This window comes from Pseudomonas sp. JUb52, from assembly GCF_004341115.1.
GTDB classification, from domain to species: Bacteria; Pseudomonadota; Gammaproteobacteria; order Pseudomonadales; family Pseudomonadaceae; genus Chryseomonas; species Chryseomonas oryzihabitans.
This window is the reverse complement of the sequence record NZ_SLYS01000004.1, coordinates 257242-271011: the sequence shown is the minus strand read 5'-3', so window position 1 is coordinate 271011 and position 13770 is coordinate 257242. Positions and strand designations below refer to the sequence as shown.

The window sequence follows — 13770 nt, the reverse complement described above, 5'->3', positions numbered from 1 at the left end:
GTAAATCGGCTTAAAAGGCAAGCTTCCGGACTGACTGGCCTGACCACGCCATGCCCCTCGCTGCCACCCGTGCCGTACCCCAATATGCCGTCGACGCCATTCGCCGGCTGATCGAGACCGAAGGCTATGCCCCCGGCGCGGCCCTGCCCGCACAACGCGAGCTGGCCGAACGGCTGGGGGTGAGTCGCGCCTCCCTGCGCGAGGCGCTGTCCACCCTCAGTGCCCTGGGCCTGGTCAGCGTGCAGCCCGGGCGCGGCGTCTATGTGCAGGCGGCGACGGGCGCGCCGGATGGGCACTGGCCCTTCGCCGGCGAGGTTGCCGCCGCCCATGTCTTTCAGCTCAGATTCGCCCTGGAGGGCTTCGCGGCCGGCCTCGCCGCCGTCACCCTGGGCCCCGCCGACCTGGATCGCCTGGAGGCCAATCTCGCCGCCCTGCACCGGGCGCTACGGGCCAACGAGCTGGAAGAGGCGGCCGTGCTGGACTTCGATTTCCATCGCCAGCTGCTGCTGGCCGCGGACAATCCGGCCATGCTGGCGGTGATCACCACCAGCCCCGAGCGCTTCCACGAAAGCCAGAAGCTGCCCTTTGTGCGCCCCGAGCGGGCGCTGGAAACCTGGCAGGAGCATCGGCGTATCCTTCGGGCCCTGAGCCGCCGCTCGCCAGCAGCGGCGCAAAAGGCCATGCGCGAACATATCCGCAATGCGGCGCTGCGCAGCGGAACCCCCTTCCCGGTACCTGCGGTCTAACATCAATACCGGTCATAGCCACCATCAATGTTCGAATGCTTTCGAAGTGACGGCAGCAGGGCTATTATGGCCGTACTTCAAGTCGCACCCGAATTCGGAGAGAGTCAATGAGCGAATACATCACCAACGTCAGCGACGCCAGCTTCGAGCAGGAAGTGCTGAAGTCCGACAGCCCCGTGCTGGTCGACTACTGGGCCGAATGGTGCGGTCCCTGCAAGATGATTGCCCCGGTTCTGGACGAGATCGCCAAGGACTACCAAGGCAAGCTCAAGGTCTGCAAACTGAACATCGACGAAAACCAGGACACCCCGCCGAAGTACGGCGTGCGTGGCATCCCGACCCTGATGCTGTTCAAGAACGGCGCGGTCGAGGCCACCAAGGTCGGCGCCCTGTCCAAGTCGCAACTGGCCGCCTTTCTCGACGCCAACGTCTGAGGATTCCGGTCGAAAGCCCCGCCATGCGGGGCTTTTTTATGCCTGGACGGCTGGACGAGCACAGGTGCAGGTGCTAGATTCCAGCCCACGACCCCATCAGCGGGTCGTCTTCTCATCTGCTGTAGCCGTCAGTTCTCCTCTTCAGAACGCATCCCGCGAAGCTAATCTCGCATCCGGCCGCTCAGCTCGAATCCCTCCTTCGCCTCTTCTCACGTCAACATACGTCTATGAATCTGACCGAACTCAAGCAAAAGCCCATCACGGAACTGTTGGAAATGGCGGATGCCGCGGGCTTGGAAAACATGGCCCGGTCCCGCAAGCAGGACATCATCTTTGCGCTGCTCAAGAAGCACGCCAAGGGTGGCGACGAGATTTCCGGGGATGGCGTGCTGGAGATCCTGCAGGACGGCTTCGGCTTCCTGCGTAGCGCCGACTCCTCCTACCTGGCCGGTCCCGACGACATCTATGTCTCTCCCAGCCAGATCCGCCGCTTCAACCTGCGCACCGGCGACACCATCATCGGCAAGATTCGTCCGCCGAAAGAGGGCGAGCGTTACTTCGCGCTGCTCAAGGTCGACACTATCAACTTCGACCGTCCGGAAAACGCCAAGAACAAGGTGCTGTTCGAGAACCTCACGCCCCTGTTCCCCAACAAGCGCCTGACCATGGAAGCCGGCAACGGCTCCACCGAAGACCTCACCGGTCGGGTCATCGACCTCTGCGCCCCCATCGGCAAGGGTCAGCGCGGTCTGATCGTCGCGCCGCCCAAGGCTGGCAAGACCATCATGCTGCAGAACATCGCGGCCAATATCACCCGCAACAATCCCGAGTGCTACCTCATCGTGCTGCTCATCGACGAGCGTCCCGAGGAAGTGACCGAGATGCAGCGCACCGTGCGCGGCGAAGTGGTGGCCTCCACCTTCGACGAGCCGCCGACCCGCCATGTGCAGGTCGCCGACATGGTGATCGAGAAGGCCAAGCGCCTGGTCGAGCACAAGAAGGACGTGGTTATCCTGCTGGATTCCATCACTCGTCTGGCGCGCGCCTACAACACCGTGATCCCCAGCTCCGGCAAGGTGCTCACCGGTGGTGTCGATGCCCACGCCCTGGAGAAGCCCAAGCGCTTCTTCGGTGCCGCGCGTAACATCGAGGAAGGCGGCAGCCTGACCATCATCGCTACCGCGCTAGTGGAAACCGGCTCGAAGATGGACGAGGTGATCTACGAGGAATTCAAGGGCACCGGCAACATGGAGCTGCCCCTGGAGCGTCGCATCGCCGAGAAGCGGGTCTTCCCGGCCATCAACATCAACAAGTCCGGCACCCGCCGCGAAGAGCTGCTCACCGACGAGGAAGAGCTGTCGCGCATGTGGATCCTGCGCAAGATCCTGCATCCGATGGACGAGATCGCCGGTATCGAATTCCTCCTCGACAAGTTGCGTCAGACCAAGACCAACAACGAGTTCTTCGATTCGATGAAGCGCAGCAAGTAAGGCGCAGTCGCACGCAAAGGCCGGGAAATCCCGGCCTTTGGCGTTTCTGGGCCAGTGCTTTCTCGATGCGCGACTCAGGCGGTAGACTGCCAGACTTTCCCCAGCGCCAAGAGGCCGCATGCAATACCGAGATCTGCGTGACTTCATCCGCAGCCTGGAGCAGCGTGGTGAACTGAAGCGCGTGACCGCCCCGGTCTCGCCGATCCTCGAGATGACCGAAATCTGCGATCGGACCCTGCGCAAGCAGGGCCCGGCGCTGCTGTTCGAGAATCCCGTGGGCTTCTCCATGCCCGTGCTGGGCAACCTGTTCGGCACGCCCCAGCGCGTGGCCCTGGGCATGGGCGCCGAGGACGTCGGTGCCCTGCGCGAGATCGGCAAGCTGCTGGCCTTTCTCAAGGAGCCGGAGCCGCCCAAGGGCCTCAAGGACGCCTGGTCGAAGCTGCCGATCTACAAGAAGGTCATCAGCATGGCGCCCAAGGTCCTCAAGGACGCGCCCTGCCAGGAGGTGATCGAGGAGGGCGAGGCGGTCGATCTGGGCCGGTTGCCGATCCAGCACTGCTGGCCGGGCGACGTGGCGCCGCTGATCACCTGGGGCCTGACGGTCACCCGCGGTCCCAACAAGGAGCGCCAGAACCTCGGCATCTATCGCCAGCAGGTCATCGGCCGCAACAAGCTGATCATGCGCTGGCTGAGCCATCGCGGCGGCGCCCTGGACTTCCGCGAGTGGTGCCAGAAGCATCCCGGCCAACCCTATCCGGTGGCCGTGGCCCTGGGCGCCGATCCGGCCACCATCCTCGGCGCGGTCACCCCGGTGCCCGACACTCTGTCCGAATACGCCTTCGCCGGCCTCTTGCGCGGCAGTCGCAGCGAACTGGTCAAGTGCGTGGGCAACGACCTGCAGGTGCCCGCCAGCGCCGAGATCGTCCTGGAAGGCGTCATCCACCCCGGCGAGACCGCACCGGAAGGGCCCTATGGCGATCACACCGGCTACTACAACGAGGTCGATACCTTCCCGGTCTTTACCGTGGAGCGCATCACCCGGCGCCGCGATCCCATCTATCACAGCACCTACACCGGCCGGCCGCCGGACGAGCCGGCGATCCTCGGTGTGGCGCTCAACGAAGTCTTCGTGCCCATCCTGCAAAAGCAGTTTCCGGAGATCGTCGACTTCTATCTGCCGCCGGAAGGTTGTTCCTATCGCATGGCGGTGGTGACCATCAAGAAGCAGTACCCTGGCCACGCCAAGCGGGTGATGCTGGGCGTCTGGTCGTTTCTGCGGCAATTCATGTACACCAAGTTCGTGATCGTCACCGACGACGACATCAATGCCCGCGACTGGAACGATGTCATCTGGGCAGTCACCACGCGCATGGATCCCAAGCGCGATACCGTGATGATCGACAACACCCCCATCGACTACCTGGACTTCGCCTCGCCGATCTCCGGCCTGGGCTCGAAGATGGGCCTGGATGCCACCCACAAGTGGCCGGGCGAAACCACCCGGGAGTGGGGGCGGGCGATCGTCAAGGACGAAGCGGTGGTCAAACGGGTGGACGAGATGTGGTCCAGTCTCGGGATCGATTAACGGAGACGACGATGAAGGTCACCCTGCAGCCCTCGGGTGCGGTACTGGAAACCCAGCCCGGCGAAGCCATCCTGGCCGCTGCGCAGCGCCTCGGCTACAGCGGGCCGCACAGCTGCCGCAACGGCAACTGCCAGCTCTGCGCCGCGCTGCTGGTGGAGGGGCAGGTCACCCAGCACGGGCAGACCGTCGATCACGGCGAGGTCTATGTCTGTGTGGCGGTGCCCCAGAGCGATTGCCTGCTGCAGTGGGATGGCGTCCTGGCGCCCGGCGAGTTGCCAGTGCGCAAGCTGGCCTGCCAGGTGGTGGCTTTGGACGACGTGGGCGGCGATGTGCGCCGCGTACGCCTGCGCGCTCCGGCCGGGCGACCGCCGCGCTATCACGCCGGCCAGTACCTGCTGATCAGTCGTGACGACGGCAAGCAATCGGCCTTTTCCCTGGCCTCGGCGCCCCACCAGGGGCGTGGGCTGGAATTGCATGTGCTGGCCCGCGAAGCCAGCAGCCAGGCGCTGCTGGCACAACTCGAAGCCAGGGGCATGGCCCAGGTCGAGCTGCCCTACGGGGATGCCCATCTGGCCGAACTGCCCAATGGCCCCCTGGTGCTGATCGCCGCCGGAACCGGCATGGCACAGATGCACAGCCTGATCGAAGACGCCCGTACCCGTGGCTTCGCCCATCCGGTGCATCTCTACTGGGGCGTGCGCACGCCGGACGACTTCTATGCCATCGAGGCCTGGGAGCAATGGGCGGAGCTGCCCAATCTCGTCCTCAACCGGGTGGTGAGCGATGCCTGTGGCTGGGAAGGGCGCTGCGGTCTGCTGCACGAGGTGGTGCGCGCTGATTTCGCCGACCTGAATGGCCTGCACGTCTATGCCAGCGGCTCGCCGGCGATGGTCTATGCCACTCTGGACGCCCTGGTGGACGCCGGCATGGACCCGCACCAGATGCGTGCCGACGTCTTCGCCTACGCGCCGCGGGGTTGATGCGGCCGCTCTTGGGGGCCGCCGTAGGTTGGGTTGAGCGCAGCGAAGCCCAACAGGTCTTGCCTCTGGGCCCGATAAGGTTGGGCTCGACGATGGAGCCGTCTCAGCCCAACCTACGGAATCGCAGCCAGGCTCAACGCGCCGACTTGGCCACCATGCCGGTATGCCTCAGGGTCAGTGCCAGGAAGACGATGGCCAGGACGCACGAACCGACCAGCAGCATGAAGCCGCCGTCCCAGCCGAAGTGGTCCACGGTGTAGCCGACCAGGGCGTTGGCCGCCACCGAGCCGCCCAGGTAGCCGAACAGTCCGGTAAAGCCCGCGGCGGTGCCGGCGGCCTTCTTGGGGACCAGTTCCAGCGCCTGCAGGCCGATCAGCATCACCGGACCGTAGATCAAAAAGCCGATGCAGACCAGGGCCGCCAGGTCGACGCCGGGATTGCCTTCCGGGTTGAGCCAGTAGACCAGGGTGGCGACCAGCACGCCGAGCATGAACACCACGCCGGTGGCGCCACGGTTGCCGCGGAACAGCTTGTCCGAGAGCCAGCCGCAGAGCAGGGTGCCGGGGATGCCTGCCCACTCGTAGAAGAAGTAGGCCCAGGAGGTCTTGTCCACCGAGAAGTGCTTGGCTTCCTTGAGGTAGGTGGGTGCCCAGTCCGGCACGCCATAGCGCAGCAGATAGACGAAGACGTTGGCAAAGGCGATGTACCAGAGCAGGCGGTTCTTCAGCACGTACTCGACGAAGATCTCCTTGGTGGAGAATTCACGTTCGTGACCTTCGCTGTAGCCCTCGGGGAAATCCTGTTTCCAGTGCTCCACCGACGGCAGGCCGCAGGATTGCGGGGTGTCGCGCATGGCGATGAAGGCGAAGACCGCGACCGCCAGGGCCACCACCGCCGGCACATAGAAGGCCGCGTGCCAGTCGTTGAACCAGGCCAGGCCGAGCAGGAACAGCGGGCCGATCAGGCCACCGCCGACGTTGTGGGCGACGTTCCACACCGAGACCACGCCGCCACGCTCCTTCTGCGACCACCAGTGCACCATGGTGCGACCGCTGGGCGGCCAGCCCATGCCCTGGAACCAGCCGTTGAGGAACAGCAGGACGAACATGATGCTGACACTGGAGGTGGCCCAGGGCGCGAATCCGAACAGCAGCATCACCAGCGCCGACATCGCCAGGCCGAACGGCAGGAAGTAGCGTGGATTGGAGCGGTCCGAGACCAGCCCCATGAGGAATTTGGATAGACCGTAGGCGATGGCCACCGCGGACAGCGCCACCCCCAGTTCACCCCGGCTGTAGCCTTGCTCCACCAGGTAGGGCATGGCCAGCGAGAAGTTCTTGCGGAGCAGGTAGTAGCCTGCGTAGCCAATGAAGATGCCGGCAAAGATCTGCCAGCGCAGACGACGGTAGACAGGGTCGATACGATCGGCGGGCAGCGGCGCGCGATGGGCCGCAGGGGCGAAGATTCCAAGCATGGGAGCCTCGGTATTGTTATAGGTATTAATCGAAAGCGAACATTCCAGGTTCGTTTTCGAATATTACAATTATATTACAGCGGGTCCAGGCTTTTCCGCCCTGTGGCAGTGGCAGCCCGGCTTCCCTCTTGATCTGCGGGGGTTGCGCGCCTAGGGTGGCGCGTCTTTGCCGTTGTTTTCGCGAGTCCTCATGCCTGCCTGGAAAGTCTTGTCCTCCCGTGCTCTGAACCTGGCCACCGCCCTGTTCGAGCGCTATCCACGGCTGATCGCCCTGGCCGGCTTCATCTCGGGGATCTGCAGCTTTCTGCTGGTGGACCGGCAGAAGGGCTTCGCCCCGGTGATGGCCGTGGTCATGCTGGCGAGCTGGGTCTGGCTGATGCTGGAAAACGTGCTGCGGGGCTGGGTCAGCCGGCGCTTCGGCTGGGAGTTGCCGCCGCCGCTGCTGCGCTACGCTACCCAGCTGATCCACCAGGAAAGCCTGTTCTTCTGCCTGCCGTTCTTTGCCATCACCACGGCCTGGAACAGCGGCCAGGCGCTGTTCACCGGGCTGCTGGGCGCGGCCGCCCTGGTGTCTATCATCGATCCGCTCTACTACAAGGCCCTGGCGCCGCGGCGCTGGGTCTTCCTCAGCTACCACACCCTGACCCTGTTCGCGGTGCTACTCACCGCCCTGCCGATCATCCTGCACCTGACCACCACCCAGAGCTACGAACTGGCCCTGGGCGTCGCCGTGCTGCTGTCCTTTCCCAGTCTGGCGGTGGCCTTCCGGGTACGCCTCGGCTGGCGCTGGCTGGGCCTGCTGGGGCTGTGCCTGGCCATCGGCGCCTTCGGCTGGCTGGGGCGCGCCTGGGTGCCCCCGGCCACCCTGTGGCTGACCGACATGGGCATGAGCACCAACTTCGACAGCCTCAAGCGCCAGCCCGGCGATGCGGTGAAAAGCCTGAGCATCGCCCAACTGCGCGCCCAGGGGCTCTATGCCTTCACCGCCATCAATGCGCCGCGCGGTCTGAACGAACGTATCTACCACGTCTGGCGCCACGCCGGTCAGGAGGTGGATCGGATTCCGCTGGATATCAGCGGTGGGCGCGAGGCCGGCTATCGCGCCTGGACCCACAAACAGAACTTCCCCGGCGACGTGACCGGCCGTTGGCAGGTGCAAGTGGTGACGGACGTCGGCCAGGTGATCGGAACCCTCAGGTTCGAGGTGACCCCTTGAGTCCCGCTGGCTATGCTGCAGCCATTCACCTCTAGAGGATTCGCCGTGAAAGCCGTCGCTGCCGTTTTGTTGTCCTTCTGCCTGGCCTTCAACGTCTGGGCAAGCGAAGAGAAGAAGGAAGGGGAGGCGCCCAAGACCGAGTTCTACAACCTGACTCCTGCCCTGGTCGGCAACTATGGCAGCGGCCCTAAGCTCAAGTACTACAAGGCCGACATCGCCCTGATGATGACTGGCAAGGAAGCCAAGGATAGGGTGGAGTTCCACGAGCCGCTGATCCGCAATCAGCTGGTGATGCTCTTCGCCCAGCAGACCGACGAGACCCTGGCCGGCGTGGAAGCCCGCGAGAAGCTGCGCCAGGAAGCCCTCAAGCAGGTGCAGAGCGTTCTGACCCAGGAGGAGGGCAAGCCGCTGGTGGAAGACCTGCTGTTCAACAACCTGATCATTCAGCCCTGAAGCCGGCGATCAGTCGCGCGCCGCGGCGACGATCGCCGCCCATTCTGCCGCGCTGACCGGCATCACCGAGAGGCGGTTACCCTTGCGCAGCAGGGCGAAGTCGGCGAGTGCCGGCAACAGGCGCAGGCTCGGCAGGGTCAGGACCCGCGGAAAGGCCTCGACGAAGGCGACCTGGCGCGCCGTCCATGGATTGTCTGAGACACTGGCCTTGGGCGCATGGTAGGGGCTTTCGGGATCCAGGGCGGTGGGATCCGCGAAGGCCTCGCCGACGATGCGGCCGATGCCGGCGATGCCCGGTTCGGCGCAACTCGAATGGTGAAAGAAGAACAGCTCGTCGGGTGCCATGGCGCGCAGGAAGTTGCGCGCCTGGTAGTTGCGCACCCCATCCCAGCGCGCCTGGCCCAGGCGTTGCAGGTCGTCCAGTGAGAACTCAGCGGGTTCGGATTTCAACAGCCAGCAGGCCACGGTTCGTCTCCTGACGAATGGAGGCTCGGGAGCTTCCGGGAAAGGGTCTGGTCGATTGCAAGGGGCGACCGCTTGTCGCAGAATGCCGCGCATTCCGGATGTAGTCTGATCGTACGCGCTGAGCATAACAGGGCGACGTCCTGTCCTGCCCAAAGGTGCCAGCAAGGGGGTGGCCCAGCTCGATGAAACGCAAACCTGATCTGTTGTGGGTGCTGGTCCTGATCTTTACCCTGGGCGTCGTCACCACCGGGTATACCCAGAGCTTCTGGGAGCAGCACCAGAGCCAGCAGCAATACGCCCGCTACACCAGCGTCGTTCAGCCGGCGCGGGACGTACCGCCTGTACGCTGAGCGTACCAGCCGCCATCACTCACCACGGCCGCCATGGGCACGTCCCAGGCCGCCAGTGCCAGCCGCTCCACCTTCTGACATTCATGGGCACAGCCGATCAGCTGCGGGCTGTGCCATTGCCGCCGGCGCGCCAGATAGGCCAAGTTGCGGTCATAGAAGCCCTTGCCCATACCCAGGCGGCCGCCCTGGGGATCGAAGCCCACCAGTGGCATCAGGATCAGCTCCAGGGCCCAGGTCGGGCGGCCTAGGCGCCGATCCGGGCGCGGCTCGGCGATGCCGAATCTATTGCGCACCCAGGATTCGCCGCGACCCACGCGCTGAAAGATCATCGCAGTGCGGGGCCAGCGGGAAAGGACCGGCAGGTAGGTGGCCTTGCCGCGGCGCTGAGCTTCTTCGAGCAGCGGACGCGGGTCGATCTCGCCATCGCTGGGCAGGTAGAAGGCGATATGCCGGGCACGACGAAACAGCGGATGCTGGGCGAGTTGCCGATAGAGCTGGCGGGCGGCCTGGCGTTGTTGAACAGGGGTAAGGGCGCGACGTCGCTGGCGAAGGAGCTTGCGCAGCGCGGGCCTGCTGAGATCAGGGGAAGGCGGGGTGGTCATGGGAAAAATGAGCTCTCCGGAATGCCGCTGCCGGTGTAGCCCTTGAACCCTTGGTTCAAGGTGGGAGAAGTCGTAGACCTTTAGGCTTTCCGCCTTAGCGGACATGCACACCAGTCTTACGAGCAACCCCCGGGGTGTTGCTTATCGGCTCGGGGACATGACCGACTGGCGTACACACCAGAGAGTGATCTCCAGTATACGCCCCTCAGCCGGGATGCAAACCCCCACCTGTCTCCGGTCGGCGGTCAGGCGGTGGTGTCGTGTTCGGTGATCAGCGCCCGGTCGACGCGATCCAGCAGGTCGCGGACCCGTTCGCGGGTGCTGCTGACTTCCAGGCTGACGTCGTCCTGGCGGTGCAGCAGTTCGTGGGTGATGTTGAGGGCGGCCATCACGGCCACGCGGTCGGCGCCGATGACCTTGCCGCTGCCGCGGATCTCGCGCATCTTGCCGTCCAGGTAGCGAGCGGTGCTCTCCAGGTTGGCGCGCTCGTCAGCCGGGCAGCTGATGCGATATTCCTTTTCCAGTATCTGGACGGTCACGGTCTCGATGCTCATGAGTCCTGCTCCAAGGCTTTCAGGCGTAAAATCATCGCTTCGACCTTCGATCTGGCCAATTCGTTCTTCTCGATCAACTCGGCGCGCTCCTGGCGCCAGTTGCGCTCGCCCTGGCGCAGTTGTCGATTCTGCCGCTGCAATTCCTCGAGACGCAGGAGCAGGCGCTCCACACGGTCACCGAGGGCTTCCAGATCGGCGTCGAGGGGCGTGTCGCGAGACTCGCGCATGAGGGCTACAGCTCCAGAAGGGTGCAACGAGATTGGCCGCCGGCGGGGTCAGCGCGTAGGATAAGGCTTCATTCTAGCCAGCGCCTCACCTCGACGCCATGTCCAGCTCAGCATCCGCCTACGCCGCCTTCTCCACCCTGCTCGCCGAGGCCGCTCTGCCGGTCTCGCCCGCCGAACTCCACGGTCACCTACTCGGGCGGGTCTGCGGGGGCGCGGGCTTCGACGAGAACGACTGGCTGGCCGCGGCCAGCGAGCTGCTCGGTGGCGCGCCGGGCGAGCGGCTGCAGGCGGCGCTCTCGGGTCTGCTGGGCATGGTGCAGCAGGAATTCGCCGGCCAGCAGGTGGCCCTGGTGCTGATGCTGCCCCCGGACGAATTCCCCCTTGCCGAGCGCACCGCCGCCTTGGGCCAGTGGTGCCAGGGCTTCCTGGCCGGCTTCGGCCTGTCCGGGCGTACCGGCGAGGTCTCCGGCGAGGCGCGCGAGGTGCTCGAAGACCTGGCGGCCATCGCCCAGATCCAGGAGCCTGCGGAAGAAGGCGAAGAGGGCGAGAACGACTTCATGGAAGTCACCGAATACCTGCGCGTCGCCCCGCTGCTGCTGTATGGCGAATACGGCCGCGGTCCCATTCCCGAACCCGCGCCCGTGGTGCACTGAGCGGCCATGCCGCGAATCCACAAGGCCGAATTCGCCCGTCGCCGCCGCGCCCTGATGGCCGAGATCGGCCACGGCGGCATCGCCCTGCTGCCCGCCGCGCCGGTGTGCCTGCGCAATCGCGATATCGAACAACCCTATCGCCAGGACAGCGACTTCCAGTACCTCACCGGCTTTCCCGAACCCGAGGCCCTGGCCGTGCTGATTCCTGGTCGCGCCCATGGAGAATACCTGCTGTTCTGCCGCGAGCGGGACGCGGAGCTGGAGCGCTGGGAGGGCCGGCGCGCCGGTCAGGAAGGGGCACTGGCCGACTATGGCGCCGACGATGCCTTTCCCATCGGCGATCTGGACGACATCCTGCCCGGGCTGCTGGAAGGGCGTGAACGGGTCTACTACGCCATGGGCGCCCATCCGGAATTCGAGCGGCAACTGCTCAACTGGATCGAACTGATCCGCGCCAAGGCCGACCAGGGCGCCTCGCCGCCGCGGGAGCTGCTGGCGCTGGATACCCTGTTGCATGACAGCCGGCTGTACAAGTCGGCCGCCGAGGTGCGCCTGCTCAAGGCCGCCGCCGAGCTGACCTGCGCCGCCCATCTGCGCGCCATCCAGGCCTGCCGACCGGGGCTGCGCGAGTATCATCTGGAGGCGGAGCTGGACTACTGCTTCCGCCAGGGCGGTGCCCGGCTGGCGGCCTATGGCTCTATCGTCGCCGCCGGGGCCAATGCCTGCGTCATGCACTACCAGGCCAACGACGCCCCTTTGCGCGACGGTGACCTGGTGCTGATCGATGCCGGGTGCGAGCTGGAATGCTATGCCAGCGACGTGACCCGCACCTTTCCGGTCAATGGCCGCTTCTCGCCGGAGCAGCGGCAGCTGTACGACATCGTTCTGGCCGCCAACCAGGCCGCCATCGCCTGCGTGGCGCCCGGACGGCACTGGAACGAACCCCATGAGGCCACGGTCAGGGTGATCACCCAGGGGCTGCTGCAACTGGGCCTGCTCGACGGCGAACTGGAAGAGCTGATCGAATCCGGCGCCTGTCGTGACTTCTACATGCACCGCGCCGGTCATTGGCTGGGGCTGGATGTCCATGACGTCGGCGAATACCGCATCGGCGATCAGTGGCGGATGCTGGAGCCGGGCATGGTGCTGACCGTGGAGCCGGGCCTGTACATTCCCACGGATGCCGATGTGCCGCGCAAATGGCGCGGCCTGGGCATCCGCATCGAAGACGAGGTGCTGGTGACGCGCAGTGGTTGCGAGGTGCTGACCGCCGGCCTGCCCAAGGCGGCCGCGGAGATCGAAGGCTTGATGGCGGCCGCGCGCGACCGCCGGGAGAACGCTCATGCAACGTCCTGATATCGCCATCATCGGTGGCGGCCTGGTGGGCGCGAGTCTGGCCCTGGCCCTGCAGGCCGGCGCCAAGGCGCGCGGCTGGCGCATCCTGCTGGTGGAGCCCTTCGCCCCCGGCGACACCTATCAGCCCAGCTACGATGCCCGCTCCTCGGCGCTCTCCTACGGCTCGCGGCTGATCTACCAGCGTCTCGGTGTCTGGGATGCCCTGGCCGAGCATGCCGAGGCGATCCGCGAGATCCAGGTTTCCGACCAGGGCCGCTTCGGCGTGACCCAGCTGCTCGCCCGCGACGAGAACCTGCCAGCGCTGGGCTATGTGGTGGAGAACGCCTGGATCGGCCAGGTGCTCTGGCAGGCGCTGGATCGCGAGGTGGTGGAATGGCGCTGCCCGGCCGAGGTACGCACGCTCACCGCCGTTGCCGACGGCTATCGCCTGGAGCTGGAGGATGGCGACATCCTCGAATGCGGCCTGGCGGTACTGGCCGACGGCGGCCGCTCGGCGCTGCGCGAGTCCCTCGGCATCGAGGTGCGGCGGACGGTCTATGAGCAGACCGCGCTGATCGCCAACGTCTCGACCAATCTCGGCCATGGCGGCCGCGCCTTCGAGCGCTTCACGCCCCACGGCCCCCTGGCGCTGCTGCCCCTACCGGGCCAGCGCAGCGCCCTGGTCTGGACCCAGCCGGACGGCGAGGCCATACGGCTGCAACAGGCGCCCGCTGCCGTCTTTCGCGCCGAGCTGCAGCAGGCGGTGGGTTATCGCCTCGGCAGCTTCACCCAGGTCGGCACCCGCCATGCCTATCCGCTGACCCTGCTGGAAGCCAACGAACAGGTCCGCCCGCACCTGGTGGTGCTGGGCAACGCCGCCCACAGCCTGCATCCCATCGCTGGCCAGGGCTTCAACCTGTCCCTGCGCGATGTCGACAGCCTGGCCGAGTGCCTGCTGGAAAGTGCGGCGGCGCCCGGCGACTTCGCCACCCTGCAGGATTACCTGCGGCGCCAGCGCCTGGACCAGCAACTGACCATCGGCTTTTCCGATCGCATCACCCGGCTGTTTTCCAACAGCCGGCCCTGGCTCAGTGCCGGACGCAACCTGGGCCTGGTCGGCCTGGAGCTGTGCCCGCCGGCCAAGAGCGCCTTCGCCCGCCAGGCCATGGGCCTGGGTACCCGTCCCTGACCTGCGAGGAGAAACGA

Annotated in this window: 16 protein-coding genes and 1 other RNA gene; 11 read left to right on the top strand and 6 right to left on the bottom strand. The window is 65.7% G+C overall.

What is annotated here, in order from left to right:
• Nucleotides 1–50: 50 nt before the first annotated feature.
• From EC839_RS09160 to EC839_RS09140, 5 genes are all read left to right on the top strand, one after another.
• Entirely contained in the window at nt 51–746 is a 696-nt protein-coding gene (locus EC839_RS09160) for a FadR/GntR family transcriptional regulator (protein ID WP_007161346.1), read from the top strand.
• Between the two features lie 107 nt (nt 747–853).
• A complete protein-coding gene (gene trxA / locus EC839_RS09155; protein ID WP_007161345.1) occupies nt 854–1180 on the top strand; it encodes a thioredoxin TrxA in 327 nt (108 codons plus the stop codon).
• A 227-nt stretch (nt 1181–1407) separates the two neighbouring features.
• Nucleotides 1408–2670 (top strand): transcription termination factor Rho, encoded by a 1263-nt coding sequence (gene rho, locus EC839_RS09150; RefSeq protein WP_007161344.1) that lies wholly within the window; start codon nt 1408–1410, stop codon nt 2668–2670.
• Nucleotides 2671–2788: 118 nt separating this feature from the next.
• A complete protein-coding gene (gene ubiD, locus EC839_RS09145) occupies nt 2789–4255 on the top strand; it encodes a 4-hydroxy-3-polyprenylbenzoate decarboxylase (protein ID WP_007161343.1) in 1467 nt (488 codons plus the stop codon).
• 11 nt (nt 4256–4266) lie between these two features.
• Entirely contained in the window at nt 4267–5235 is a 969-nt protein-coding gene (locus tag EC839_RS09140; RefSeq protein WP_007161342.1) for a CDP-6-deoxy-delta-3,4-glucoseen reductase, read from the top strand.
• A 133-nt stretch (nt 5236–5368) separates the two neighbouring features.
• On the opposite strand, the gene glpT is transcribed toward EC839_RS09140, so the two are convergent.
• Complete coding sequence (glpT, locus tag EC839_RS09135) at nt 5369–6709, bottom strand: glycerol-3-phosphate transporter (RefSeq protein WP_132832515.1); 1341 nt, start codon at nt 6707–6709, stop codon at nt 5369–5371.
• 190 nt (nt 6710–6899) lie between these two features.
• Here glpT and EC839_RS09130 point away from each other — a divergent pair, with 190 nt between their 5' ends.
• Together EC839_RS09130 and EC839_RS09125 are read left to right on the top strand one after the other, a co-directional pair.
• On the top strand, nt 6900–7925 hold the full coding sequence (locus EC839_RS09130) for a DUF5924 family protein (protein ID WP_027598191.1): 1026 nt from the start codon (nt 6900–6902) through the stop codon (nt 7923–7925).
• 45 nt (nt 7926–7970) lie between these two features.
• Nucleotides 7971–8378: a flagellar basal body-associated protein FliL gene (locus EC839_RS09125; protein ID WP_132832514.1), complete on the top strand. Its 408-nt coding sequence runs from the start codon at nt 7971–7973 to the stop codon at nt 8376–8378.
• Between the two features lie 9 nt (nt 8379–8387).
• Here EC839_RS09125 and EC839_RS09120 read toward each other — a convergent pair whose 3' ends face one another.
• Nucleotides 8388–8843 carry an EVE domain-containing protein gene (locus tag EC839_RS09120; RefSeq protein ID WP_007161338.1) on the bottom strand — a complete coding sequence of 152 codons (456 nt, stop codon included), beginning with the start codon at nt 8841–8843 and terminating at the stop codon, nt 8388–8390.
• Between the two features lie 182 nt (nt 8844–9025).
• On the opposite strand from EC839_RS09120, the gene EC839_RS24140 reads away from it, so the two are divergent.
• On the top strand, nt 9026–9193 hold the full coding sequence (locus EC839_RS24140) for a hypothetical protein (protein ID WP_165904664.1): 168 nt from the start codon (nt 9026–9028) through the stop codon (nt 9191–9193).
• On the opposite strand, the gene EC839_RS09115 is transcribed toward EC839_RS24140, so the two are convergent.
• From EC839_RS09115 to EC839_RS09100, 4 genes are all read right to left on the bottom strand, one after another.
• A complete protein-coding gene (locus EC839_RS09115; protein WP_132832513.1) occupies nt 9160–9795 on the bottom strand; it encodes a 5-formyltetrahydrofolate cyclo-ligase in 636 nt (211 codons plus the stop codon). The genes EC839_RS24140 and EC839_RS09115 overlap by 34 nt on opposite strands.
• Before the next feature lie 9 nt (nt 9796–9804).
• Nucleotides 9805–9982: non-coding RNA, 6S RNA (gene ssrS, locus EC839_RS09110), on the bottom strand.
• Nucleotides 9983–10040: 58 nt separating this feature from the next.
• Nucleotides 10041–10349: a cell division protein ZapA gene (locus EC839_RS09105; protein WP_007161335.1), complete on the bottom strand. Its 309-nt coding sequence runs from the start codon at nt 10347–10349 to the stop codon at nt 10041–10043.
• Complete coding sequence (locus EC839_RS09100) at nt 10346–10576, bottom strand: TIGR02449 family protein (RefSeq protein ID WP_007161334.1); 231 nt, start codon at nt 10574–10576, stop codon at nt 10346–10348. Before EC839_RS09100 ends, EC839_RS09105 begins: the two co-directional genes overlap by 4 nt.
• A 98-nt stretch (nt 10577–10674) precedes the next feature.
• Between EC839_RS09100 and EC839_RS09095 the strand changes: the two genes are divergently transcribed.
• From EC839_RS09095 to ubiH, 3 genes are read left to right on the top strand one after another with little or no spacing between them, the layout of a single operon-like run.
• Nucleotides 10675–11229: a UPF0149 family protein gene (locus EC839_RS09095; RefSeq protein WP_007161333.1), complete on the top strand. Its 555-nt coding sequence runs from the start codon at nt 10675–10677 to the stop codon at nt 11227–11229.
• 6 nt (nt 11230–11235) lie between these two features.
• Nucleotides 11236–12585 carry a Xaa-Pro aminopeptidase gene (gene pepP / locus EC839_RS09090; protein ID WP_007161332.1) on the top strand — a complete coding sequence of 450 codons (1350 nt, stop codon included), beginning with the start codon at nt 11236–11238 and terminating at the stop codon, nt 12583–12585.
• Nucleotides 12572–13753: a 2-octaprenyl-6-methoxyphenyl hydroxylase gene (gene ubiH, locus EC839_RS09085; protein ID WP_007161331.1), complete on the top strand. Its 1182-nt coding sequence runs from the start codon at nt 12572–12574 to the stop codon at nt 13751–13753. Before pepP ends, ubiH begins: the two co-directional genes overlap by 14 nt.
• The last annotated feature ends 17 nt before the right edge of the window (nt 13754–13770 follow it).